This is a genomic window from Acinetobacter sp. BD54, assembly GCF_044778325.1.
In the GTDB taxonomy this organism is placed as follows: Bacteria; Pseudomonadota; Gammaproteobacteria; order Pseudomonadales; family Moraxellaceae; genus Acinetobacter; species Acinetobacter baumannii.
Window position 1 is genome coordinate 1 of sequence record NZ_JANJEP010000022.1, and the last position, 24,979, is coordinate 24,979.

27 protein-coding genes and 5 pseudogenes are annotated in these 24,979 nt (G+C 43.5%); 25 read left to right on the top strand and 7 right to left on the bottom strand.

The window, feature by feature from the left end; translation table 11 throughout:
* Both NQ782_RS19400 and NQ782_RS19405 read left to right on the top strand, forming a co-directional pair.
* A pseudogene (locus tag NQ782_RS19400) lies at positions 1-138 on the top strand (integrase); the annotation flags it as partial.
* Positions 139-171: 33 nt separating this feature from the next.
* Positions 172-393 (top strand): hypothetical protein, encoded by a 222-nt coding sequence (locus NQ782_RS19405; protein ID WP_001986288.1) that lies wholly within the window; start codon positions 172-174, stop codon positions 391-393.
* A gap of 252 nt (positions 394-645) precedes the next feature.
* Here the strand turns inward: NQ782_RS19405 and NQ782_RS19410 are convergent, their stop codons facing one another.
* The gene (locus tag NQ782_RS19410; protein WP_004658363.1) at positions 646-897 is read right to left on the bottom strand and encodes a hypothetical protein; all 252 of its coding nucleotides are present in this window, start codon (positions 895-897) and stop codon (positions 646-648) included.
* Between the two features lie 194 nt (positions 898-1,091).
* Here NQ782_RS19410 and NQ782_RS19415 point away from each other — a divergent pair, with 194 nt between their 5' ends.
* Together NQ782_RS19415 and NQ782_RS19420 are read left to right on the top strand one after the other, a co-directional pair.
* Positions 1,092-1,313: a helix-turn-helix transcriptional regulator gene (locus NQ782_RS19415; protein ID WP_004658364.1), complete on the top strand. Its 222-nt coding sequence runs from the start codon at positions 1,092-1,094 to the stop codon at positions 1,311-1,313.
* A gap of 251 nt (positions 1,314-1,564) precedes the next feature.
* Positions 1,565-1,894, top strand: a pseudogene (locus NQ782_RS19420) (transposase); the annotation flags it as partial.
* A 47-nt stretch (positions 1,895-1,941) separates the two neighbouring features.
* Here the strand turns inward: NQ782_RS19420 and NQ782_RS19425 are convergent.
* The gene (locus NQ782_RS19425; RefSeq protein ID WP_267581315.1) at positions 1,942-2,646 is read right to left on the bottom strand and encodes an IS6-like element IS1006 family transposase; all 705 of its coding nucleotides are present in this window, start codon (positions 2,644-2,646) and stop codon (positions 1,942-1,944) included.
* 72 nt (positions 2,647-2,718) lie between these two features.
* Positions 2,719-2,811: pseudogene (locus tag NQ782_RS19430) on the bottom strand (IS6 family transposase); the annotation flags it as partial.
* Between the two features lie 111 nt (positions 2,812-2,922).
* Here NQ782_RS19430 and NQ782_RS19435 point away from each other — a divergent pair.
* A complete protein-coding gene (locus NQ782_RS19435; RefSeq protein ID WP_009516421.1) occupies positions 2,923-3,276 on the top strand; it encodes a recombinase family protein in 354 nt (117 codons plus the stop codon).
* 240 nt (positions 3,277-3,516) lie between these two features.
* Here the strand turns inward: NQ782_RS19435 and NQ782_RS19440 are convergent, their stop codons facing one another.
* Entirely contained in the window at positions 3,517-4,578 is a 1,062-nt protein-coding gene (locus NQ782_RS19440) for an AraC family transcriptional regulator (RefSeq protein WP_267581314.1), read from the bottom strand.
* A 139-nt stretch (positions 4,579-4,717) separates the two neighbouring features.
* On the opposite strand from NQ782_RS19440, the gene NQ782_RS19445 reads away from it, so the two are divergent.
* The 3 genes from NQ782_RS19445 (at position 4,718) to NQ782_RS19455 (ending at position 7,909) form a co-directional block, all read left to right on the top strand.
* Positions 4,718-5,038: a 2Fe-2S iron-sulfur cluster-binding protein gene (locus NQ782_RS19445; RefSeq protein ID WP_000078398.1), complete on the top strand. Its 321-nt coding sequence runs from the start codon at positions 4,718-4,720 to the stop codon at positions 5,036-5,038.
* Between the two features lie 76 nt (positions 5,039-5,114).
* The gene (locus tag NQ782_RS19450) at positions 5,115-6,608 is read left to right on the top strand and encodes a cytochrome P450 (RefSeq protein ID WP_267581313.1); all 1,494 of its coding nucleotides are present in this window, start codon (positions 5,115-5,117) and stop codon (positions 6,606-6,608) included.
* Between the two features lie 86 nt (positions 6,609-6,694).
* Positions 6,695-7,909, top strand: a complete 1,215-nt coding sequence (locus tag NQ782_RS19455) for an NAD(P)/FAD-dependent oxidoreductase (protein WP_001193555.1) — start codon at positions 6,695-6,697, stop codon at positions 7,907-7,909.
* 38 nt (positions 7,910-7,947) lie between these two features.
* On the opposite strand, the gene NQ782_RS19460 is transcribed toward NQ782_RS19455, so the two are convergent.
* Positions 7,948-8,178: an IS5 family transposase gene (locus NQ782_RS19460; RefSeq protein ID WP_004656998.1), complete on the bottom strand. Its 231-nt coding sequence runs from the start codon at positions 8,176-8,178 to the stop codon at positions 7,948-7,950.
* 656 nt (positions 8,179-8,834) lie between these two features.
* Between NQ782_RS19460 and NQ782_RS19465 the strand changes: the two genes are divergently transcribed.
* From NQ782_RS19465 to NQ782_RS19485, 5 genes are all read left to right on the top strand, one after another.
* A complete protein-coding gene (locus NQ782_RS19465; protein ID WP_000149466.1) occupies positions 8,835-9,704 on the top strand; it encodes a metal-dependent hydrolase in 870 nt (289 codons plus the stop codon).
* A gap of 83 nt (positions 9,705-9,787) precedes the next feature.
* The gene (locus tag NQ782_RS19470) at positions 9,788-10,414 is read left to right on the top strand and encodes a TetR/AcrR family transcriptional regulator (protein WP_000952904.1); all 627 of its coding nucleotides are present in this window, start codon (positions 9,788-9,790) and stop codon (positions 10,412-10,414) included.
* Positions 10,411-11,382, top strand: a complete 972-nt coding sequence (locus tag NQ782_RS19475; RefSeq protein ID WP_000186299.1) for a BtrH N-terminal domain-containing protein — start codon at positions 10,411-10,413, stop codon at positions 11,380-11,382. Before NQ782_RS19470 ends, NQ782_RS19475 begins: the two co-directional genes overlap by 4 nt.
* A gap of 56 nt (positions 11,383-11,438) precedes the next feature.
* Entirely contained in the window at positions 11,439-11,903 is a 465-nt protein-coding gene (locus tag NQ782_RS19480) for a PaaI family thioesterase (RefSeq protein WP_000378064.1), read from the top strand.
* A 1-nt stretch (position 11,904) separates the two neighbouring features.
* A complete protein-coding gene (locus NQ782_RS19485; protein WP_000029507.1) occupies positions 11,905-12,324 on the top strand; it encodes a PaaI family thioesterase in 420 nt (139 codons plus the stop codon).
* 91 nt (positions 12,325-12,415) lie between these two features.
* Here NQ782_RS19485 and NQ782_RS19490 read toward each other — a convergent pair.
* Positions 12,416-12,538, bottom strand: a pseudogene (locus NQ782_RS19490) (helix-turn-helix domain-containing protein); the annotation flags it as partial.
* A gap of 51 nt (positions 12,539-12,589) precedes the next feature.
* On the bottom strand, positions 12,590-15,556 hold the full coding sequence (locus tag NQ782_RS19495; RefSeq protein WP_004726714.1) for a Tn3-like element ISAcsp1 family transposase: 2,967 nt from the start codon (positions 15,554-15,556) through the stop codon (positions 12,590-12,592).
* Positions 15,557-15,650: 94 nt separating this feature from the next.
* Here NQ782_RS19495 and NQ782_RS19500 point away from each other — a divergent pair, with 94 nt between their 5' ends.
* The 12 genes and pseudogenes from NQ782_RS19500 (at position 15,651) to NQ782_RS19555 (ending at position 24,856) form a co-directional block, all read left to right on the top strand.
* Positions 15,651-16,259, top strand: a complete 609-nt coding sequence (locus tag NQ782_RS19500; RefSeq protein WP_004726718.1) for a recombinase family protein — start codon at positions 15,651-15,653, stop codon at positions 16,257-16,259.
* Between the two features lie 32 nt (positions 16,260-16,291).
* A pseudogene (locus NQ782_RS19505) lies at positions 16,292-16,600 on the top strand (Tn7-like element transposition protein TnsE); the annotation flags it as partial.
* A gap of 347 nt (positions 16,601-16,947) precedes the next feature.
* Positions 16,948-17,838: a LysR substrate-binding domain-containing protein gene (locus tag NQ782_RS19510; protein ID WP_267581312.1), complete on the top strand. Its 891-nt coding sequence runs from the start codon at positions 16,948-16,950 to the stop codon at positions 17,836-17,838.
* A gap of 92 nt (positions 17,839-17,930) precedes the next feature.
* Positions 17,931-18,452, top strand: coding sequence for a hypothetical protein (locus NQ782_RS19515; RefSeq protein WP_267581311.1), 522 nt, complete (start codon positions 17,931-17,933; stop codon positions 18,450-18,452).
* Entirely contained in the window at positions 18,449-19,201 is a 753-nt protein-coding gene (locus tag NQ782_RS19520) for a glutathione S-transferase N-terminal domain-containing protein (RefSeq protein WP_070074591.1), read from the top strand. Before NQ782_RS19515 ends, NQ782_RS19520 begins: the two co-directional genes overlap by 4 nt.
* Before the next feature lie 52 nt (positions 19,202-19,253).
* Positions 19,254-19,601, top strand: a complete 348-nt coding sequence (locus NQ782_RS19525; RefSeq protein WP_070074592.1) for a rhodanese-like domain-containing protein — start codon at positions 19,254-19,256, stop codon at positions 19,599-19,601.
* A gap of 2 nt (positions 19,602-19,603) precedes the next feature.
* Positions 19,604-21,061, top strand: a complete 1,458-nt coding sequence (locus NQ782_RS19530) for a GMC oxidoreductase (protein ID WP_267581310.1) — start codon at positions 19,604-19,606, stop codon at positions 21,059-21,061.
* On the top strand, positions 21,058-21,624 hold the full coding sequence (locus tag NQ782_RS19535) for a carboxymuconolactone decarboxylase family protein (protein ID WP_070074594.1): 567 nt from the start codon (positions 21,058-21,060) through the stop codon (positions 21,622-21,624). Before NQ782_RS19530 ends, NQ782_RS19535 begins: the two co-directional genes overlap by 4 nt.
* 229 nt (positions 21,625-21,853) lie before the next feature.
* Positions 21,854-22,924, top strand: a complete 1,071-nt coding sequence (locus tag NQ782_RS19540; RefSeq protein ID WP_267581309.1) for an ImmA/IrrE family metallo-endopeptidase — start codon at positions 21,854-21,856, stop codon at positions 22,922-22,924.
* Positions 22,925-23,154: 230 nt separating this feature from the next.
* Positions 23,155-23,283 (top strand): hypothetical protein, encoded by a 129-nt coding sequence (locus NQ782_RS19545; protein WP_267581308.1) that lies wholly within the window; start codon positions 23,155-23,157, stop codon positions 23,281-23,283.
* Positions 23,284-23,411: 128 nt separating this feature from the next.
* Positions 23,412-24,446: a nucleotidyltransferase gene (locus tag NQ782_RS19550; protein ID WP_267581307.1), complete on the top strand. Its 1,035-nt coding sequence runs from the start codon at positions 23,412-23,414 to the stop codon at positions 24,444-24,446.
* Positions 24,443-24,856 carry a hypothetical protein gene (locus tag NQ782_RS19555; protein ID WP_267581306.1) on the top strand — a complete coding sequence of 138 codons (414 nt, stop codon included), beginning with the start codon at positions 24,443-24,445 and terminating at the stop codon, positions 24,854-24,856. The genes NQ782_RS19550 and NQ782_RS19555 overlap by 4 nt, the downstream gene beginning before the upstream one ends.
* Positions 24,857-24,979 lie beyond the last annotated feature (123 nt).

Genomic DNA, 24,979 nt, shown 5'->3' on the forward strand with positions numbered 1-24,979 from the left:
CAAGATAATTGGATTGAGGCACAACTTTCACATATTGATAAGAACCGTACCCGTGCCAGCTATAATCACGCTGACTATTTAGCCCAGCGGACTGAAATGATGCAGTGGTGGGGTGATTATTTAAGTACTGCTAAGTGAAAATCGTACTTTTATACATAGACTTAAAACATTATGGGGTTTCAAATGGATAGTAAACAATATACTTGCCGTGTTACATGGTCAGCAGAATATAATGAGTATGTTGGGTTGTGTGCTGAGTTTCCATCATTGTCTTGGCTTGATGCGGATCAGTCTAAAGCATTCTCAGGAATAGAGGAGCTTGTTGCTGATGTTGTCGCTGATATGATTAGCAATAATGAAAAAGTTCCTACACCACTCTCCGGGAAAATATAGTAGGCAGTTTGTTGTCCTTGTTCTCAGTGGTTCAACAAAAACTAGCCCTCGAAGCCGCAGAACGTGGCGTGGACATAAATTGTTTAGTATCAGTAAAAAGAGCGATGTAATTTTAGTACGAGTGAGTGATAGAGCAGGAACCTATGCTTCATATATTCAGTAAATGGTATGTTTTTGAATTAATAGGTATTTTTAAATAAAGCTTTCTTTGATTTAGTGCTTTTTATTTAATAAATTAATTTTAAAAACAACTTAGGCTAATTGATAAACACTATCTGGAAAGATTAAAAGAAAATATTTTTTAATTTCTGCTAATTCATTTAAGGCAGGTTCCCTTTCAAGCAGTTGAAATGTCCAAATAAGTACAGCCTGATGATTATCATAGCAAGTATTTACTCCAAGAAAATTAGCCATTCCATAACTTCTATTGATGTTCATTTCTTTAATTAATTGATTTCCTAAGTCACGAGCTTGCTGGCTGATCAATAACTCATTTGGTAACACGGCGGTCATCTCCACAAAATAATCTAATGCAGGTTCAATCCTTATATTTAAAAAGTTATAATTTAGTTGAAATGGATAAAATATACTTTCTATAAGTTGTAATAACCTGCTGTAGGTTAATTTTAGCAAAGTATTACTCAGTCAACAACTTCAAATAACCCACAGCAAGTTATTTTTTGTAAATTAATTTAAATATGATTACTTGTAAGTTATCTAGCCTCATGGGCGATAGAAAAATTTTAAAATTAAGTGAAGTGGTGCATGCAACAGGTATCAATCGCAACACGCTCACAAGTATGTATTATGACCGTGCTGTACGTATTGAATTACCAGTCGCCGATAAGTTGTGTAAGTACTTTAACTGTACGATGAATGATTTGTTTGAGTTTAAGGAAGAAGTTGAAGAAAAAGATTAACTTAATACTTCGTTTGATAAGTTTTTCGAAGAAAAAGACTAGCCAATACTTAGTTTGATAAGTTTTTCTCTGCAGATCTAATATTGAATTTTATAAAATATCATTACAAACAGATACTAATTTCATTACTTCTAAAATGAAATCAATCGAATGGTAGAGTTTTTTTGCTATTTGCATTTTAAGGTGGGATTTTGAGGCCTTGTTGCGCAAACCTACCGATAAGGTCTTATACAGCAATAGCCTACACCTAAATTTATCGTACACCGAATTGGTCATCCTACAATCATGCTTTGATCAATCATGGTAATTTTACAATTTGGTTTGATACTAAGATTCAATGATATTCGCAGTCACAAGGAAAACATGGTCGAAATCAAACTTATTCTGACATAGCCATTCAGTGCTATCTCATGATTAAATCCTTATTTCGTCTTTCTGTATGCATGGTGACTGGCTTTGTCCAAAGCTTGATTAAACTTTGCGGATTAGATTGGACAGCTCTGGATTATTCAACCATTCGCAGAAGACAAAAGCATATTGATATTCAAATTAGCTATGAAAAGAGTTGCAATGGACGGCACTGTTGCAAATAGAGATTTGAGTCGATGATGTTCCCTTTAAAAAGTACTTAGAGACCGAAAACCCTGTTGATTAGACACACTTCACCCTGAGGCTGACCATAATAAAATGACGATGCTTGTCCTTTACGTAGTGCACGCATGACTTCAATACCTTTAATTGTGGCATAAGCCGTCTTCATAGATTTGAATCCTAATGTGGCCCTGATGATCCGCTTTAGCTTGCCATGATCACATTCAATCACGTTATTTTTATACTTAATCTGCCTGTGCTCAAGGTTTGGCGGACATTTACCTTCCCGTTTTAACCGTGATAAAGCACGTCCATATGTGGGTGCTTTATCCGTGTTGATCACTTGTGGAATTTGCCACTTCTTCACATTATTTAAAATTTTTCCAAGAAAACAATATGCTGATTTGGTATTACGTCTAGAAGAAAGATAAAAATCAATGGTATCGCCACGTTGATCGACTGCACGATACAGATAAGACCATCGTCCATTCACTTTTACATAGGTTTCATCAATATGCCACGAGCTCAGATCTGTAGGATTACGCCAATACCAGCGTAAACGTTTTTCTATTTCAGGAGCATAACGTTGAACCCAACGGTAAATAGTCGTGTGATCAACATTCACACCCCGTTCGGCCAGCATTTCCTGCAGTTCACGATAGCTAATGCCATATTTACAATACCAGCGCACAGCCCAAAGAATGATTTCGCCCTGAAAATGCCGACCATGGAAAGGATTCATATGCTGCACCTTTAGCTAAAACAGTCTTCAGCTTACCATTCGTGGTTATTTGCAACAGTGCCGCATTTCCTGAAGTTCACGATAGCTGATGCCATATTTACAATACCAACGAACAGCCCAAAGAATGATTTCACCTTGAAAGTGCCGACCGTGGAAGGGATTCATCTGCTGTATCTCGAAATAAATAAGATATTTAGCTTATCATGTCAGCCTATTTGCAACAGTGCCGCTTAAATGCCTGGTCAATATTCAACGAGCATCGCTGGTCAATATTAAGTGAGCGTCAACAATCTTGGGCATTTCGGGGTATCTCTGGTGGCACAAACAGGTTTGCAGTTTGACCTTTCCACATCTCAGGGAAAGCTCATGGCTTCTGTGATGTCTGCATTAGCAGAGTTTGAGGGAGATTTACTACGTGAACGTGTGCGCTCTGGTGTAGCAGCGGCACAAGCGCGTGGCGTTGTGTTTGGTCGTCGTCCTGGTCAACGTACCAAGTCAGATCGTCTGGCACCTAAAGTGTTGGAGTTGGTGTCTGCTGGACACTCTTATCGACAAGTCGGTCGGCTGGTCAATCTAAGCAAAAATACCGTGTTGGATATCGTTAAAAGAAGTCGGAGTGAAAATCCTTAGCGTGCTATATTTTCCGTTTCCTGAGACGACCCCTAACTGAAGACATTGACGGTGGATGGGCTGCAATGGGAATTAAAACCTCTACAGAGTTCACAGCGGGTTGCAAGCGTTGGGTTGAGTTGAGGTTATCGGATTGGAAGTGGAGGGCTGCCATATGATTGCCATCTCTGACATAGCGTTTTAAGGTATTTTTCTAGGGCGTATTGATGTTTCAACGTATTAACAATCATACGAACAACCTCATTCTCTCAGGTCATTTTCTTCTTGCCGATGGGTGATTTTTCGCCGATAAGCACTTGGTGATACACCAAACCAGCGTTTAAACGCGCGCCGAAAATTAGCAGAGTCGTGGTAATTCAGTAAGCTGGCAATTGCCTCGACCGATATTTGAGGGTCATGTAAATAACTACTGGCTTTCTCAGATAAAATCCGATCTCGAATCAGCCGGTAACTCGTGTTCTCTTTGACCAGACGTCTGGCCAGCGTACGCTTATTCATAAACAAGGCTGCAGCCAGATCCTCTTCACTCAGTTGCCCGAGCGGATAGGACAGCATGGCTTTTTGCACTTGGTAGGTGGTGCTGTGTTGTTGGGTCTTGAGCCGGTTGAGGATCATTTCGCATTGTTGCATCGCCAGCAGATAGCTATCGTGCTGCGCGGATGCATTGGCAATCAAGCACAACTCGGTCGGCACTCGGATCGACAGTTGTGGCTGATCAAACTGATAGGTACCGGCAAGATAATCCGCGTAACAGGCATGATGATCGGGGGCGGGATGGCTAAACTGAATCACCGCCTCGGTCAGCGGTCGTCCAACAATAAATTCGGCACATTCCGAAAAAATCACCGCAACAGTTTCGGACAGTAGCCGATGTACTGCATGACTCAAGGTCTGCTCAAAGAAAATCAAGCAGGTCGTCCACTCAGCATTGGTGTGTGTTTCGAGCCTAATCAAACTCATACGGGTCGGCAAAAAAGTTTGAAACGCTTGTAACACGGCCAATAAGTTCGGGCTGCTATTGATTAAAAAGCCCATCGCACCATGCGTTGAGGGAGTTAGGCGCTGACCCAAGCGCAAACCGAACTGTTCAGATGTTGATAGATCTATGCTGTTTTGCAGGATCTGAGCTTGTTGGCTGGCCGTGATCATGGTGTCATCACGCATCAGTTGCTCAGTGGTCAGCGCAGTGAATTTTAATAATTTCGGCAGATCGCGCGCTTGTAAGTCCAGTTCTCGACCGATCAAACGGGTATAGCTACACGGAATGATCGCGGGTTCTTTGCCTGAGTGAGTCTGATACATGGAATATGCTTTATTGGCTGACGAGGTAATATTGTCTTTTTATGACCTCTATTTGTCAAATAATAACCTCTACAGAACCGCAGAGAGTGCGTAATCTTGAGCTTGAACAGTGAAATTAAGCCAAATCGGAGTCGTAGCCATGAGCCAAATTACATTTATTGCCCACGATGGTGCACAAACCAGCGTTGCAATCGAAGCGGGTAAGTCACTAATGCAGTTGGCGGTTGAAAACGGTGTTGCCGGAATTGATGGGGATTGCGGTGGCGAATGCGCCTGTGGTACCTGCCACGTGATTGTCAGTGCTGAGTGGTCGGATGTTGCGGGTACGGCACAAGCGAATGAGCAGCAGATGTTGGAAATGACCCCAGAGCGTGCTGCCACCTCACGTTTGGCGTGTTGTATCCAAGTGACCGATGCAATGGATGGCATGACGGTACATCTGCCTGAGTTTCAGATGTAACACGTCAGCTGTAACCCAGCGGATCAACCGCCTTAACAAACACACCTCGTCAACGATGCTCAGTCAGGAGACCATCATGAACTCAGTCGCAGAAATTTTTGAGAAAATAACCCAAACTGTCACCAGCACCGCTGCAGACGTAGCAACCACGGTTACGGATAAAGTCAAGTCTAATGAGCAGTTTCAAACGGGCAAGCAGTTTTTGCATGGTCAAGTGACCCGTTTTGTCCCATTGCACACGCAGGTTCGCGGCATTCAGTGGATGCAAAAAGCCAAATTCCGTGTGTTTAACGTGCAAGAATTTCCTGCATTTATCGAGCAACCGATTCCAGAAGTTGCAACACTGGCACTTGCTGAGATTGATGTTAGCAACCCATTTTTATACAAGCAAAAAAAATGGCAGTCTTACTTTAAGCGGCTGCGTGATGAAGCACCGGTACATTATCAAGCCAACAGTCCGTTTGGGGCATTTTGGTCGGTCACGCGTTACGATGATATTGTCTATGTCGATAAAAATCATGAGATTTTTTCAGCTGAACCTGTGATCGCGATTGGCAACACCCCTCCTGGGTTAGATGCTGAAATGTTTATTGCAATGGACCCACCCAAGCACGATGTGCAGCGGCAGGCCGTACAGGATGTAGTCGCACCAAAAAATCTCAAAGAGCTAGAGGGTTTGATTCGGCTACGCGTGCAAGAGGTTTTGGATCAGTTGCCAACGGATCAGCCGTTTGATTGGGTGCAGAATGTTTCGATTGAGCTGACAGCCCGTATGTTGGCAACATTATTTGATTTCCCATACGAAAAGCGGCACAAATTGGTTGAATGGTCAGACTTGATGGCTGGCACTGCGGAGGCCACAGGTGGGACAGTGACAAATTTGGATGAGATTTTTGATGCAGCAGTCGATGCAGCAAAGCATTTTGCGGAGTTATGGCATAGAAAAGCCGCACAAAAATCTGCAGGCGCTGAAATGGGCTATGATTTGATCAGCTTGATGCAGTCAAACGAAGCGACTAAAGACCTGATTTATCGGCCGATGGAGTTTATGGGCAATTTGGTCTTGCTAATTGTCGGCGGCAACGATACCACACGCAACTCGATGACGGGTGGGGTATACGCACTTAACCTGTTTCCAAATGAGTTCGTCAAACTCAAAAACAATCCGAGCTTGATCCCGAACATGGTATCCGAAATTATTCGCTGGCAAACCCCGCTGGCCTATATGCGTCGGATTGCCAAGCAAGATGTAGAGCTTAACGGTCAGACCATCAAAAAAGGCGACAAGGTGGTGATGTGGTACGTTTCTGGCAACCGCGATGAGCGAGTGATTGAGCGACCTGATGAATTGATCATTGATCGTAAAGGTGCGCGTAATCATCTGTCATTTGGTTTTGGTGTGCATCGCTGTATGGGTAATCGCTTGGCCGAGATGCAGTTGCGAATCTTATGGGAAGAGCTGCTTCAGCGTTTTGAAAATATTGAGGTTTTGGGTGAGCCAGAGTTGGTGCAGTCTAACTTTGTGCGCGGCTATGCCAAGATGATGGTCAAACTGACTGCCAAAGCGTAGGTATCAAAATAGGCGACAGAGGCATTTTGCAACTGTCGTCGGCAACAATTGATGCTGTGCATCAACCATGAACTGAGTGAATTCATATGCAAACAATCGTCATCATTGGCGCAAGTCATGCTGCGGCGCAGTTGGCGGCAAGTCTGCGGCCAGATGGCTGGCAGGGCGAGATTGTGGTGATCGGCGATGAGCCGTATTTGCCGTATCATCGACCGCCGTTGTCCAAGACCTTTTTATGCGGTGCACAACTGGTCGATGAGTTATTGATTCGGCCAGCCGCTTTTTATCAAAAAAATCAGATCGAATTTCGGCACGGGCGGGTGGTTGCGATTGATCGGGCAGCGCGCAGCGTGACACTACAAGATGGCAGTACGCTTGCGTATGACCAGTTGGCGCTGTGTACCGGTGCACGAGTCAGGACGGTGTCGCTGGCTGGGTCTGATTTGGCAGGTGTGCATTATCTTAGAAATATCAGCGATGTACAGGCTATCCAGCCATTTGTACAACCCAACGGCAAAGCAGTGGTGATCGGTGGTGGCTATATCGGTCTTGAAACAGCCGCCGCATTGACCGAGCAGGGCATGCAGGTGGTGGTCTTGGAAGCCGCCGAGCGGATTTTGCAGCGGGTAACTGCACCGGAAGTGTCGGACTTTTATACGCGGATTCATCGCGAACAGGGTGTGACGATTCATACCGGTGTGTCGGTCACGGCGATCACGGGTGAGGGGCGGGCGCAAGCGGTGCTGTGTGCCGATGGTTCGATGTTCGATGCAGATCTGGTGATCATCGGGGTCGGGGTTGTACCGAATATCGAGTTGGCGCTGGACGCGGGCTTGCAGGTGGACAATGGTATTGTGATTGATGAGTATTGCCGTACCAGTGCGCCAGAGATTGTGGCCATCGGGGATTGTGCCAATGCGTTTAATCCGATTTATCAGCGGCGGATGCGCTTGGAGTCGGTACCAAACGCCAATGAACAGGCCAAAATTGCCTCGGCGACCTTGTGTGGCTTACAGCGGACCTCGAAGAGTTTGCCTTGGTTTTGGTCAGATCAGTATGATCTAAAGTTGCAGATTGCGGGACTCAGTCAGGGGTATGATCAGATCGTGATTCGGGGTGATGTGCAGCAAAGGCGTAGCTTTGCAGCGTTTTATTTGCAGGCGGGTCGCCTGATTGCGGCGGATTGTGTGAATCGTCCGCAGGAGTTTATGCTAAGCAAAAAGCTGATCACGGCTGGTACGGCGGTCGATCCACTGCGGTTGGCGGATGAGTCGATTGCGGTACAGGCGTTGATGGGGTAGCTTAAAACTACATCAGGCTAGATTTGCATTACGCTGATTCAGATGTTAATCAGAATGGCATCGATAGATACCTGTGAGAGCAAGTCAGGTGCAGCTTTGGCTTTGTGTAATTCACCACCCGTGATCGCAAACACGATGGGTAATCCATACCCATCTACGGCAAGATGGATCTTACTTGTCTTGCTACCTCGACTTAAGCCAATCGCCTCCTGATCGTGAGTTGCAGCACGTGCATTATGTTGATGTGCCTTGACGTAATTGCTATCCATAACCCCTACTCTATATCAGAGTCAGTAGATAAAACCCTGAGTATGCTTTGGAAAAAACCTTTTGCTGACCAGTCGTTGTATCTTTTGTAGAGATTAGGCTGCTGACCAAACTCAGTCAGGAGGTAGGTCTAGCCATGGACATTTCACCCACATTCTGTAGAGCATGGCTTCTACGGTGAGCCGTAAATTTGGTTTGTGATCAATGTCCTGTTGCTTGAGCATAGGAGAAATCTTTGCTCAATGTTGGTCGTTCAGCATAAAGCGTGGCATGGTGGACTCGGATGGGGAGAGCTTTAATTCTCTGAGTCTGCCTCCAATTTGCAATCAATATTTTCAAACGTCAACACACTCTAATGTAAAAAAACTAACATTAAAAAAACACCTCTGCCAAAAGGTCTGGTAGCTATATTCGATGTCAAAGATGATCTGGCTCACCTGCTGCGTTGTTAACTCATTCTATCAAATTTTGAGGACAGGCTTGACATTTGGTCAATCGACCAATATATATTCAAAATATGCATTTGGTCATTTGACCAATACCCGTTGAATTCTTGTGTGATATTTGCTGTGCCTGACCAAGGTGAAAAATATTGCTCAAGGTCAAATGTGATAGCAGGTTTACAGACATTCGATGCCTTTACAAGGAAACTCTCGCCATGACTCATATGATCAATATCCAGCCACGTAAGCCGCGGTTTGATTTAAGTGATGTTCCAGTTTTTTGGAACGACGGTGACCCGGTGTTAACACGCTTCTTTGATGCACTTTCTATTCACTTCCCCGATGGAGAGCGTTTTTTTATTCAGTCGGTGCGTAACTATCAGGATCTGGTCACAGATCCTAAACTGAGAGAAGATATCAAAAACTTTTTTCGCCAAGAAGCGCAACATGGCATTGTGCATGACCAGTATAATGCGGTGATGCAGTCGCAAGGCATTCATGTCGAAAAGGTCATCGCAAGATTCAAATTATTTATTCGGCTCTCCCAAAAACACCTGCCCGCCAAGTATCTGTTGGCCATGACAGCTGCCTTTGAACATATTACTGCTGTACTAGGCGAGGGTGCTATGGAGGGTGAGGGTGAGATGTTCAAGAATGCTCATCCCGCAATGCGTGCCATGTTCATGTGGCATGGGGTAGAAGAAGTCGAACACAAAACAGTAGCCTTTGATGTTTACGAAACAGCGGCAGGTGGGGGGTATTTCACCCGCGCATCTGCTTTGATTATCGGAACGCTACTGGTACATGCGGTGGTTGGCTCAGTTCTTTGGCATATGTTGAAAATTGACAAACTACAAGGTCAGCCATTGGTGCTTGCTAAGGGATTTTATCGCCTCTATGGACCACGTGGCCTGATTACCAGACTTATTCCACGCTATCTGGACTGGTTTAAGCCAGGTTTCCATCCTAGCGACACCGAAATCCCAGAAAAGGTTAATTCTTGGCTGGCTGAATATGATAAGCATCAAGACCCTATGGAAGCGTCACGAATTGTTTTTAATGTCCCCATTGCAAAAGCTGTATAGATCAGGAGAGACCGTGAAAGACTCGACTCGACTTGACCAAGTCGAGTAACCTGTCTTATTGATATAATGTTATGAGTCAAACTATGTTGAGTAGTGAATCTACGCGAGTCGAAGTTGCTGACCGCGAGAGAGTATTAGCCGCTTCTGCCAAGCTGTTTCGAGAAAAGGGTTTTGAGCGTACCAGTGTGCGAGAAATTGCCAGTGCTTGTGGTATTCTTCCAGGCAGTCTGCATTACCGCTATCGTAGTAAAGACGATATTTTGGTTGATATGATGCGGCTTGCTATTGAGAGAACTATTTACAGGATTGTTGAGGCGACTTCCGCGATTCAAGATCCACTCAAAAAAATGCAATCGGCACTGCAGACACATGTCGATATCCTTATGTCGGGTGACGATATGGTTTATGTGTTGTTGTTTGAGTGGCGCTCGGTACATGGAGTCGCACGTGAGCAGATTATTGCTGAGAGAGACAGATACGAGCGATATTGGCAGACAATTCTTGATGATCTGCAGTCTTATGGTTGTATCCGAAACGATGTGGATGCAGATCTGTTAAGACTGATTGGGCTAGGAGCAATAAACTGGGCTGCCACTTGGTATAAAGAAAATGGTAAGTACAATCTTGAACAGATCGCGGATGCGATATGGCAGATGATGACAAGAGGCATCCTTAATCCAGATTTTCACGAAGAGGCAAAAAACCTGTGACCAACTATAAGACTCCATCCCGTATCACGCACGCCATCGGGAGGCATTGTGGCAGCTCCGCAATTCGTGATTTGCTCGAGTTTAATGGGCTGAATATTTCCGAGGCCATGTGCTTTGGATTAGGCTCAGGGCTTGGCGTGACCTATTTGGAAATGGCTGACGCCCCTGTGCCATTTTTAGTGCATGTGCGGTCTTTGGGGTTTGAAGCGCGCGTATTTGAAAGTATCGGTATACCCTTTGAGTGGCAAACCTTCGAGTCACCCGAATCGGCAGCCACCGCGCTGGAGAAATGTTTGGATGCGGGTCACCCCACCCTGTTGCTGACGGATATTTTTTATTTACCTTACTTCAACAGCAGCACGCACTTTCCCGGTCACGCCATAGCCGCTTGGTCGAGAAATCCAGAGACAGGTGCGGTATTTGTCACCGATACCGAGCGTCCGAGTGTTTTGTCGGTGACGCGAGAGGCACTGACCCGCGCACGTTTTTCTACACAGCCCCCATTTATTCACTATGGCAATATGTTCACGCCCACCGCGTTTCAAGGCGAAATTACCCCCGAGATGATTACCGGTGTCATCCATGACAACGCCAAGTCATTAGCTGTGAGTGGCATATCGGCACTGGAAACATGGCTGGCCGAACTGAGTCGTTGGGGAGCCACAGGCGATTGGCACTGGACGACCCGATTTGCCTACCAAATTATTGAAAAGCGTGGCACAGGTGGCGGCGGCTTCCGCAAAATGTACGCTGAATTCCTTGATGAAGCGGTTCACTATGACGCAAGTGTACAGCAATATCGACTGCCCCTGTTAATGAGGGCTTGCGAAAAAGCATGGACGGCATTAGCCATGTGTTTGAAGTCTGCCTCGGAAAGCACAAACTTTCCATATGCCGCCATTGAAGAGGCCATTGTGGCGGTGATGCAGGCCGAACGTAATTATACAGATGCCGCCCTTGCACTTTGAGACGTGCCGCTAATTTTTTCGCAATAAAATCAGCCAGCAATGGCGGGAGTTCAAAAATGGACAGTAATAACACGGCACACCTGACCATGGCTAAGGCGTTTTTTGGTACTAATCACCCTTTATTCAATATGTTCAATATTAGTGTTGGTGCAGTGAGCGATGGTCATGCCGAGATGACGATGCCCTTCTCTGAGCAACTCTCTGACCGTAAAGGCTCACTGCATCGAGGGGCTTTGGTGACGCTGCTGGATACGACTTGCGGCTTATCTATTTTTTCGTCATTGCGGTCGTTAGAGCCGATTGCCACTATTGATTTGCGTGTCGATTTTTTGCGACGTATTCCCTCTGCGGTAGGTTTAAAGGCGATAGTGGATTGCATTGGTAGAACCGATACGGTGGCCTTTATCACGGGCCGAGCGGTTGCAGAAGACAGTGGTGAGCTACTGGCTACTGTCACTGGTTCTTTCGCAATCGGCACGATGGGACCCTCTTTTGACAGCAATGAAGCGCGAGGCGAGTGATATGAGTATAGTAAATCAGATGAGCGCGGAAACACCCCCACTAAAATTGTGTGACGAGCCTTTTGTCGATTTTCTAGGTTTTCGTGAGGAAATGCAACATGGAGAAATACAGTACTTTATGGACTTTCGTGATTCGCATATCGGCAACCCGATGATTGGCACGTTTCATGGCGGCATTCTCGCGAGTTTTGGTGAAGTGGCCGCCGCCGCCTATCTTGCCCGTCAGCGTGGTGATAATGAGCTGCCCTTATGCTCCACGATGACCTTTGATTACCTGCGGCCAGCATTTATAGGTACGTTACAGGCAGTCCCCAGTATTGTTCGTGCGGGTCGGCGCATTACGACAGTATCGGTTCAGTTACTACTTGATGGCAAGTTGGTTTGTATCGGTCGATTCCTGTTTACGGTTAGCAGCAAATAAAATTGGAGCAAGCTCAGTTCAGGATGCCGACCCTGTTTTACTCAGAAAAATTTTCAATAGATAGACAAATAATATCAAATAGCTGGAACTACTACTGATACCGATACAGCGTTGGCGCAGAAATCCCAAACTCCTTCGCCAATGCTCGCTTGGTTTTGTAGTCGCCAGATTCAAGACGTTGATGCAGCAGAGCCACTTGTTCAGGAGTCAGTGACGGCTTACGGCCCTTGTAGGGGTCGTCTCAGGAAACGGAAAATATAGCACGCTAAGGTTTTTCAATTGCGCGCAATGGCCTAAATTTTCCACCACCTATCTTGGCTTTGCTTCGCCATAGATAATCCCCAGTTAAATTGATGTGCTCCCACCCCAGCGGTGACAGATATTGCAGCAAGGTATCATCGACTGTGCGACCATGCCCTCGTAGGGCGTTAGTCGCTCTCTCTAAATAAACCGTGTTCCACAATACAATGGCGGCGGTCACTAGATTCAAGCCACTGGCTCGATAACGCTGTTGCTCAAAGCTTCGATCTCGAATCTCACCCAATCGATAAAAGAAAACGGCGCGCGCTAATGCATTACGGGCTTCACCTTTATTTAATCCAGCTTGAACCCGACGGCGTAGTTCTACGCTTTGCAACCAATCCAAGATAAACAGTGTGCGCTCAATACGCCCCAGCTCTCGTAATGCCAATGCCAAACCATTCTGTCGTGGATAACTACCGAGTTTACGTAGCATTAGCGACGCTGTGACAGTCCCTTGCTTGATTGATGCGGCCAGACGCAAAATATCGTCCCAATGAGTACGAATCTGTTTGATATTCAGTGTGCCGCCAATCATGGGTTTAAGTGCGGCATAGTCTATGTCTGACTTTGGAATATAGAGTTTCGTATCGCCCAGATCACGAATTCGTGGTGCAAATCGAAACCCTAGCATGTGCATGAGTGCAAAAACATGGTCGGTGAATCCAGCCGTATCGGTGTAGTGTTCCTCGATGCGTAAATCAGACTCGTGATACAGCAGCCCATCAAGAACATAGGTTGAATCACGAACGCCCACATTGATCAGCTTACTGCTAAATGGTGCGTATTGATCAGAAATGTGTGTATAAAATAACCTTCCAGGCTCTGCGCCATATTTTGGATTGATATGTCCTGTACTTTCAGCTCTGCCACCTGCGCGGAAGCGTTGGCCATCTGATGAGGAGGTAGTGCCATCTCCCCAGTTTTCAGCGAAAGGTTGTTTCAATTGAGCATTCACCAATTCGGCCAATGCCGTTGAATAAGTTTCATCACGGATATGCCAAGCCTGTAGCCATGAGAGTTTGGCATAAGTTGTACCAGGACATGATTCGGCCATTTTCGTCAGCCCTAAATTAATTGCATCAGCCAGTATGGTCGTGAGCAATAACGCTTTATCCTTCGCAGTGTCATCCGTTTTCAAATGAGTGAAGTGTCGAGTAAAGCCTGTCCATTCATCGACCTCCATTAATAATTCGGTGATCTTGATATGTGGTAACAGCATTGCTGTTTGGTCAATTAAAGTTTGGGCTGTATCAGGAGCCACGGCATCGAGAGGTGTTATTTTTAGACCAGATTGATTGATCATCGCATCAGGCAAATCGTTGGTCGCTGCCATGCGATTAATGATTGCTAATTTCTGCTCCAATAGTGAAAGGCGACTTTGCAAATATAGATCACAATCAGTAGTAATGGTTAGAGGTAACTCATTGGACTGTTTTAGCTGATTAAATTTATCAGCAGTCACTAAATACTCATCGAAGTCTTTGAATTGGCGAGAGCCTTGTACCCAGAGATCCCCAGCCCGTAGCGAGTTTTTAAGTTCAGATAACACACATATTTCGTAATAGCGGCGATCAATACCATCATCGGTAAAGACTAGTCTTGCCCACCGTTTTTTGATAAACGCTATTGGAGCATTAGAGGGGATTTTTCGTGTATTATCAACATTCATGCTGCGGAGCAACTCTACAGCGGCAAGCATATCTTTTGCTGCTGGGGCAGCACGCAATTTAAGTATGGCAAGAAGTTCTGGCGCGTAACGGCGTAAAGTTGCATAGCTCTCGCCAATTCGTGGTAAAAAATCAAAGTCTTCGGGTTGCGCCAGTTTTTCTGCCTCAGTAATACTTGCTGCAAAAGCATCCCATGAAATAACAGTTTCGATGGCGGCAAACGGATCACTGCCATTTTGCTTGGCATCTAGCAAGGCTTTCCCGATAAGCCCATACAAACGCACTTTGTCGTTGATCGCTTTACCTGATGATTGAAATTGTTGCTGGTGTTTATTTTTTGCGATAGCAAATAGCTTTCCAATAATGCGATCATGCAGGTCAATAATTTCGTCGGTGATCGTGGCCATACTCTCCACAACGATTGCTACCAAAGTGGCATATCGACGTTGAGATTCAAATCTGGCCAAATCAGCAGGAGTCATTTGCCCACCTTCGCGAGCAATTTTCAGTAAGCGATTTTGATGAACGTGTTTTCCAATGTCTTCAGGTAGATCGATGGCTTGTAAGCACTTCAGCCGCTCAATGTGCTCAAGCATGTACTTTGAGTTTGGTTTAGCTGGTGACTGTCTAAGCCACCCCAATATTGTCAGTTTGCTGCCCTCTTTACGGTTCAGCAAAGCATCTATATTTTGACGATGAGTTTCTGAAAGTGAGCTCGTCAAAGCAGTATAAATTATGCGGTTGGCAGATGTGATTGCTTCTGCGCAAATACTATCAATTGCATTTATAGCTGGCAAAAGGACTGATTTTTGTCGTAAATTTTCAACGAGAGTTGTGGCTAAAATAAGACCTTTATCTGTCTGAAGGGACAAATCCACCATCATATTGACCGATTGCCGATAGTCACTCAAGGTGAATAGTTTGAACCCAAAAACTTTTTTCAATTCGGCAATATGTTCTCGTCTTGTTTGCTCGCGCTGACCATAATCATTCCAGCAGTCCACTGATATACTAAGTTGAGCAGCCATCATGAAAAGTAAGGGTTTGAATGGTTCGTCGTTAATACCCAATATCACTCCAGGGTAACGCATGTAGCAAAGTTGAATTGCAAAGCCTAGCTTGTTGGATGCCCCTCGATGTTGATGGACTATGGATTTATCAGAATCACTCAGAGTGTAATGCTGAAGCATAAAAGCTCTATCATCTGGAATTTCGAACAGGCTTCCCAATTCCGTGGACGACAAAATAGAATGGCGCGGCATGGCTCATTAGTCCCAAATAAACTAAACTATTAAAGGTACATTATTTTGTACCGCCACGCTTAGCTTTGCGCTGCAATTTCGCAAGGAGGTTCAATTGGGACAGAATGCGGCCATTTATTGCCGAGTATCAACGAACGATCAGTCCTGCGAACGACAGGAATATGACCTACGTGCCTACGCCAATCGTTGCGGCTACGATGTTGTCGGTGTTTGGAAAGAAACTGCATCAGGCAGTAAGGATGAGAGATTGCAAAGAAAATACTTGATGACCATGGCGCAATCTCGTGAAATCGATGCCATCTTGGTGACGGAATTGACACGCTGGGGCAGAAGCACCGTGGATCTCGTACAGTCATTACAAGATCTTGGGCATTTCGGGGTATCTCTGGTGGCACAAACAGGTTTGCAGTTTGACCTTTCCACATCTCAGGGAAAGCTCATGGCTTCTGTGATGTCTGCATTAGCAGAGTTTGAGGGAGATTTACTACGTGAACGTGTGCGCTCTGGTGTAGCAGCGGCACAAGCGCGTGGCGTTGTGTTTGGTCGTCGTCCTGGTCAACGTACCAAGTCAGATCGTCTGGCACCTAAAGTGTTGGAGTTGGTGTCTGCTGGACACTCTTATCGACAAGTCGGTCGGCTGGTCAATCTAAGCAAAAATACCGTGTTGGATATCGTTAAAAGAAGTCGGAGTGAAAATCCTTAGCGTGCTATATTTTCCGTTTCCTGAGACGACCCCATCAAGGGCAGCATTTCATTTTATTGGAAGTTGACACATCCGATAATGCGACCCGTCTTTCTACGCAATTATTAACAATAAAAGATATGAATTCTTGGGAAGAAGATTATGAAAAAATTCGTAAATTTGTAGTTCAAAAAACACTTAACTGGCCAAATAGCTTCATCCAAAAAATAGCCACTCAACAAGTCAGATTTAATCATCCACGTATTGATGAGGGGCAGCAAGTCGCTATTGAAGACTTAGAAAGCTGGGCTAATCGGATTTGTAATGGACTGAAAAAGTCATCGTCACCTTTATGCAATTAAATGAAATTGTTTGTTTTCTGATAGATAGTTAACCATTTCTTGTATCTCTATAGTTAACGTAATATTAACTATAGAGGAGCGTGTTCTGTTCATTGTTTTGGCTAGACCTCAGGTGAGACTAAACTTCATGCTCGTATCGTGTACGCAATCATTTTAAAATGCTGGTTTAAGATGAGTGTCTTTAGTTTGTTAGCGTAAGAGCACTTAGTTCAAATCATGATTTATGCACCAAAACCGTTTATGCGCATGTCTTGGGATCAGGATATTATTCCTCAAGCGTAGAAAATTAGTAATAATAAATTAGACTATTTTTTCTCTCTCAAATGACTAGGGTAAGTGTAGTTTCTATGCAACGTCAAAAATTTGACTCATTTAATGCTTTATGGGTTTTTAATATTGCTGCTGAGTATAAAAGTTTTAAGCAAGCTGCTGAAGTATTGTGTGTCACTCCTTCAGCCGTTAGCCAGCAAATCAAAAATCTTGAAGCCAATCTAGGTATTTTGCTGTTTGAGCGCCAACATCAGTCACTCAAGCTGACCGAAGCTGGACAATGGTACTGGCAAAAAATTCAGCCACAATTGTATTTGATTCAAGATCATACCGTTCAGCTCATGCAGAGATATAATCGAACCGTGCTGCAAATTAGCTGCATGCCACCAGTGGCTAGTCGAGTTATCTTCCCTCATCTACGCACATTTCAACAAGCATGGCCTGAGATTGAGCTCAGATTCGATGTTTCATTAAAGTATATAGACTTGCAGCATAATACAGCAGATGTTGCTATTCGTTTTGGTGAACCGCCATGGTTTGGTTGCGAACATCAGAAGTTAATGGATCTCAATATTCAGCCTGTGTGTGCACCGAAAATTGCTTCTCAGCTCAACTTAAAATTGCACCCCGAGCGCTTGGCTCATGCCCCTTTAATTCATATGACATCTAGACCAGAAGCATGGACATTGGTGTTGGAGTCTTTAGGGTTACCCTTACCTGATAAAAATGAATCGATCTATGTTGATGATTATCCAGCCGCTATTGATGCTGCATACAATCTTGGCGTGGCACTTGCTTTACATCCAATTGAGAATGCTGCGATCAAAAATAAGCAGTTAGTTGCTATCGGGTCTGCTATTTCAGGGTATGGCAAAATTTATGCAGTGACCAAGCAAGGGCGTTTACAAGAGCAAGCCATTCAAACTTTCTTAGCGTGGCTTATACAGCGCTTGCAAGATTTAAATTAGTTTTTCTAATTTGCAGACATAATTTATATCGTTTGTCAGCCAATCAACATTTAAGCACACTGACTATACAACTTATTCAGTGAGTGTTAGACATGTTAAACGTGACCACAGCAACGTTGCCGTTATCTGAGCTGGAATTAAAGCCACAATCTGAACTGGCACAGTATTTCTCGACGTTACCCAGTGCAACATCAGACCAGCTTGCAGGTCGCGCATGGGTCGGTAAGCTCTATGCACCGATTACAGTAGAAAAAATGCCAACACTGGTTCGAAAAACAGTGGCCACCTTACTCAATGCAGGGATAAACCCTTGGAAAGGAAAGGCTTTTAATGCAGAGGGCACAGGCGCCAACTTATGGTTGTGGGGGCAACAATTTGGCCAATACACCATGTTAGAACAAGATAGCCCAGTCGATCAGCAACCCTGCCTTTGGCTAGATTATAACGTTGCCAATAATCCATTGCTGTTACGGCATATCCGAGGTGAGGTACGCATTTTAGGCGAGAATCAATTTTTGGCTCGAATGAACTGGCTGGCCAGTGATCAATTTTATTGTGTGGCGTACTTTAGTTTAAGCAGCCCAAAAAATGTGTCAAAGGGAGTTATGCCATGATTACACTACTGACCTCGGCGTTAGCATCTGGTGTTCGTGGAGGGAAAGGCTTATCTGCCATTGTCCGTCTAGAGCAACCAGCCAAACTACTGGAATTTTATGATATAGAGGGCTGTCCTTATTGTCGTCCTGTTCGTGAGGCGTTAACTCAATTAGATCTTGATGTGCTAATTTATCCTTGCCCCAAAGGCAGTAAGCACCATTGGGATCGTCTCACCGCACTCGGTGGCAAGTCACAAGTTCCTTTTCTATATGATCCCAACACCAGTCGCTACCTGTATGACGCACGTCAAATTATCGACTATTTATTTCAAACTTATATGCCAGAAAAGACACTGCGAGCTCCTCAAAATTTGGGCTTACGTCAGTCACAATTGGCGACTGCTTTGCGACTCAAAGCAGGACTCAAAGCACATCAGAATAGCTCAGCTGCCAAGGCGGTAGTTCAGCCATTAGAATTATTTAGTTTTGAAGCCAGTCCATTTTCTAGACTAGTACGAGAAAAATTATCTGAACTTAGTCTTGCTTATGTGCTGAGAAACTCTGGCAAGCAACAACTTGCAGACCAAGGGCTACCATGGCTTCGCCCCAATCTAGGGACATATCAGCCGATTGCAGGGACTAAACGCGCTGAACTACTCGCTCGTACTGGTAAAGTACAATTTCCATACTTATATGACCCAAACACAGATACAGGATTGTTCGAGTCCAAAGCAATTATTCGTTATTTAGAGCAGCAATATACCTAAGGGAAGCAATTCGACTGCGTTATCGAAAAACCCTTCATTTGAGGAAACCCTAATGAACATTTTAAATTGGTTGCCTTTTGGCAAAGTACCAGAAATCTCAGTACAACAGCTTAATAAAATCATGGATCATGTACAAATTTTAGATGTCAGAACGGCACTGGAGTTTCGACAGAGCCACATCAAAGGTGCGATTAATGTGCCAATCACACAGTTTAACTCAGTACATATTGCCAAACTTGATCTAGATCCAACTCGGCCTGTGGTAACGATTTGTTTGTCGGCACATCGTAGTATTCCTGCAACTCGTCAGTTAAAGAAAATGAGTTTCAATGCCAGTCAATTACAGGGTGGTATGCGTGAGTGGTGGCGGCGAGATCAACCTTGTGTCAAGGAGGATTAAACATGATCAAGACTGATATTTTAGTGATTGGCAGTGGTTTTGGTGGTGCTGTTTGTGCTGCTCGTTTGGTTGATGCAGGTAAAAAAGTTAGCTTATTGGAGCGTGGCCCTTGGCGGGACAGTGAGTCGAATCGACAGTCGGGTTTGCCCCAGCAAGGTGTAACGCTACAACCATTCCCACATGGTCGGCACTTGCCTAGCCATTTTTTACGTCAAGTGAGCGTTGGTCTATTGAATGGTCCTAAAATGCTTAATCGCCATGGACTATTTGATCTAAGTCTACATTCGCAAATGAGCGTACTTTGCTCGGCGGGCGTCGGTGGTGGCAGTCATGTGTACTGGTCTATGAATATGCGTCCAACAGACCCACAGTATTGGGATAATCGCGCAATTGGATTAAGTGCCAAGCAAATGGCGCCACATTATGATTGGATTTTGGCACAAATGGGCTCTCAGCCATTAGAGCAGATGATTGATGCACCCAATAAAATTGATCAAGCACTGGCAAACTATCCGTCACTCAATACACAGAGTAAGCAGCCTGCTTTAGGCTTTCGCTTTAGAGGTGAGTACAGCAATCACGGTATGCTCGGTGATGCTGCAAATCATAAAGTTGGACTAGATGAGCAACTGTTATTGCCAAGGTTATCGCAAGGATTAACCGTCTATGCTGAGCATGAATGTCTGACGATACAACGCGTTGACGACCATTATCATGTGCATAGCGTTGATCACCAGAAACAGCAAGACAAAATTTTTGTCACTAAAACTGTGGTACTAGCCGCAGGTGTCATCAATAGCATGCGTATTTTATTCCGTTCACGACAGGTAGGTGGGCTGAATGGATTATCCGCGCTTGGCCAAGGCTTTTCTGGTAATGGCGATGTATTTGCACTGTGGCGTGCAGGTCGAGATACACAAGATTTTCGTCAGTCACCACCCAGCATGGGACGCTTTCAAGTAGGCGACCAATCCGGTGCGCCATTTTTGTATGCGACAGGTTTGAATATTTTGCAGCAAATTCCACTACTACCAACATTTTTGCACAGGCAGTTGAAGCATTGGTTGATTTTGGTGGGTATGGGACAAGATGCAGCTGATGGCAATATAACTTGGGCACAGCACGATATTTCTGTGCAATTTGAACAAAACAAAAGCCCTGTCTTTAAGAGTATTTATCAATCACTCAAACAACTAAAAATCATATCAAACCGTCGTGCATGGTTTTTGCCTCAAGTCCCTATGACCGTACACCCTTTGGGTGGCGCACGTATCGGCATGAACGTAGAACAAGGCGTGGTGGATGGACACGGTGAAGTGTTTGGACACCCTAACCTCTATATTACCGATGGCAGCGCACTACCAGCGGCAACTGGCACTCCACCATCCATGACGATTGCGGCATGGTCAAGTCATGTCAGTCAGGCCATTTTACAAAAATCACAGGAACTCAGTGAATGAACAATTTCCGTAAACGTACTTTTTCACTCCCATTGCTACTTGAGAGCACAGCACAGGCGACGCTTGCTTTACCCGTCATGATCCACGCTTTAAAACACCCAAAGACTTCGCGAGCATTGCAAGAGCAAGTGATGCTTGCCGTCACCTCAGTACATGACTGTCGTTATTGTGACTGGGTTCATACGGGTGCAGCCCTCAAGCAAGATGTTGATTTGCAAGAGCTACAACAAATGTTGCAATTAAATCAAGCTGATCAAACTAAACCTACCGTATTGGCCATATTATATGCACAGCATTTTGCTGATCAAAAACGTCGCCCATCAAAAGCAGCGACAGCACGCTTGCAAGCAGCTTTTTCTGCGGCTGAGTTTAAAGAGCTAATGGCTTGTATTAACGTTATTTATTTTGCCAATTTATCAGGTAATTCATTTGATGCCATCCTTGCTCGCCTAAAAGGACAGACGGTGGAAAATGGGCACTTAGTCGCAGAACTCATTGCCACTGTCATATCTGCACCTGTGTTAGTTGGAATCTGGTTAAAGAGTCGTGGGTTCTCTGTATAGAGAACGAACCAAGATTCGGGGTAAAAAAGAATTTTATGAAATATTTCATAAAAATACCTATATATAGTATTTAAACATTACTTTTACAGCTAAAATATAACAACATATAGATTAGATTTTAAAATTGGTTATATTTTTGCGAAAAAATGACAGCTAATGTTTGACATCCATCACATTTTCTTCTATCTTTCCTCCTGAATCAGAAGATTTTTTGATTCACGGAGGATATATGAGTACTTTTAACCCTGACATGTTAAAAATCGCTCGTGACCTAAGAGGCATGAGTCAGACCGAACTCGTCCAAAATATGAAAAATATCACTCAGGCAGCCCTATCAAAAATTGAAAAAGGCGACTTAAAACCTTCAGAAGAAACTAAACAACAACTTGCTAAAGCACTAAATTTTCCCGAACGTTTTTTTACTCAGCTTGATCACTTTAAAGTTTCTCCAATTAGCCTTCACGCATATAGAAAAAAAGCTACGACGACAGCTAAAGTGCTAAGCCAAATTAATGCTGAAATGACAATAAAAGCAGCTAACTTAGAAACATTAAATATCTTTTCTCAATTAGATGAAAAATTACAATTACCTAGTTATCAAATTCATATAAATGTTAGCAATGCGAGCGAAGCTGCACAAAACTTACGTAAGAAATGGGGCCTGGGATTAAATCCTATAGAGAATTTAACAGAAATAATTGAGCAGTCTGGTGTTTATATCTTTTATTGTGACTTTGCAGAAGATCATATTGATGGTGTATCTCTACAAACTCAGAATTGCCCTCCATGTATTTTCTTAAATAAAAATCAGCCTAATGACCGAATTCGCTTCACATTAGCCCATGAGTTGGGGCATCTAGTACTTCACAAATTTGCACCATCTATAGATATGGAAGATGAAGCAAATGAATTTGCAGCCGAATTTTTAGTTCCTACCGAAGCAATCAAGGGACAACTACGCACAACAAACTTAAAAACCTATGCGACAAATAAATTAGCTTGGAAAGTCTCTATGGCAGCTTTAATTGTTAAGGCTAAACATATAGGGGATATTAGTGATCGTCAGTCAGCAACACTTTGGCGTCAAATGAGTATGTATGGGTATAGAAAAGTGGAACCATATCCACTTGAACGAGAATGCCCAAATCGATTTGCTCAATTAATGTTTGAATTTTGCCAAAAAAACAAAGAACAAATTCTTAATGACTTACCATTAATGTTCAATCTATACCCTGAAGATTTTTGTCAGCTTTATAAAGCAGATATAGAAGCCTTGGCGAAAATAACGATGGTTTCTTAAATAATTTAGCCGACCCTAAGGTCGGCTACGAAAACGTGAGAAAGGCAGATTTGGGCATATGCCCCTGCAATTCTGGACCAAAGACTATAGCAAAGCTAAAGGTCTTTCACGTTAGAGTCCCTAGATGTGGTGTCTTGATTCTAACGCAAAAGCCCTCCAAATAGCAATGTTCTCTCTAGTCTAGTCCTTTATTGCGCTCACTTTACTGAGCCCTATACAGGAGTAGATCTATGTCTACAAATACTGATGGTATTGAATACATCTATACACGTTTCATTACCCGCAATGGAAAACGTATTTATCATCCTAAAGGTGGTCTTTATAAATTTCCAAAACGTTCAAAAAAGACTAGTTCTTAGAATTTATGGGGTTTATTTAAAGACTCCATTCGTTCAAAAGTCTTCTATAACGTATAAGTAATTGTTCTCTACCTAGTTTTTCAAGAAAGGCCAGGTATTTCATTGACATATTTTATTAGAGAACACATATGAGTATTCAAAGTAAATTTAATACTTTCAATCAACGAATCCAACTTACACGTCAAGATGATGCGTATAAGGAGGCTCGGGAAAAAGATGATAGTATTACTAGTGCAATCAAAACAAAATTTAAGGAAAAAGGCTATCCTGTTATTGATGATTTTGTTCAAGGTTCATTAATTACTTTCACCGCTATCAAGGAAAAATATAAAGATTTTGATATTGATCGTGCAATTGTCATTGATCATGATCAGGCACCCACAGATCCAGTGGAAGCAAAAAAGGTAGTTCTTGATATTCTAGAGAACCGAGGCTTCCGCAGTGCAAAAATCAAAAAACCTTGTGTTACTGCGGATTACCAATCTCAAGATTTACATATCGACATTCCTATCTACAGAAAAACGTCTTGGGGAAGTTATCAATTAGCGGTGGGGAAAAAAGATTCAAACGCTGAAAATAAGGTATGGTCTGACTCAGCTCCGAGAGAATTAATTAGTTGGGTAAATGATTCTTCAGCATTTGGAGAATATGAAACCCAAAAGTTATATCAATTCCGTAGATTGGTCAGATATCTAAAACGATGGAGAAATTTTAAATTTAGTCACGATGTAAGCCGAAAGATTTACTCCATTGGCCTCACAGTTATGATTAAACAGCACTTTAGGCCTAGTATTGATTCAGAAGGTTGTCCAAATGACTTAATAGCCTTGAAAGATACTGTGAATTCCATTCTTAATTGGTCTGGATATTTTATTTCTTATCCAGATGATCAATGGAAAGTTCAAGTTAGTCTTCCAGTTTCGCCATATCGAGATATCTTTCATGGAAGTAGTTTCAATACGGGTACAAGATTTAGAAACAGACTTTCCACTCTAAATTCATCACTTCAAACAGTCATTGATGAAACTGATGAATCTAAACAATGTTCGCTCCTTATTGGACTATTTGGTGATGATTTCCCAGAAGGAACAAATAATGCTTCTGCTACACGTAAAGCAGTATTTGCAACTTCTGGAGCTGTAGGGACATCTCAAGGCGCATGAACTATCAACCTATTATTCAACACTTAACTACTTGCGGATACGCTGTATCCGCAATAGAGTTTTGTTTATTGCCGGCCATTAAAGTTGAATGTGAAATTTCAGGTTATGAAGTCTCCCTCATTCACATTAAAGTTGATGAACTCAAGGAAATGCCATCTTTTGTTCTCGAAAAGCCTGAAGCATTTCCACGATTGGCACATACCCTATCATTCGATAAATGGGGAGTTGCTTCTATTTGTGTAAATGTTCCTGATTCTGTTTCTATCAATTACGAAGTACCTGAACTCGCATTTGAGGAATCAATAAAGCGACATATAACACTATTAAATCAATGCCTATCTGATCAAGAGTGGAATGAAAAAGAATTATTACGTGAATTTTTAGCAGGATGGTATCAAATTCGAGAGTGAACCGTACCGGGTTTGTCGGAGAGTCAATATTCTGAGAGACTATCCCGATGACAAAATTAAAATATACCCCTGAAATCAGAGAAAGAGCGGTTCAATTATTGATTGAATCTGAAAAAGATTATC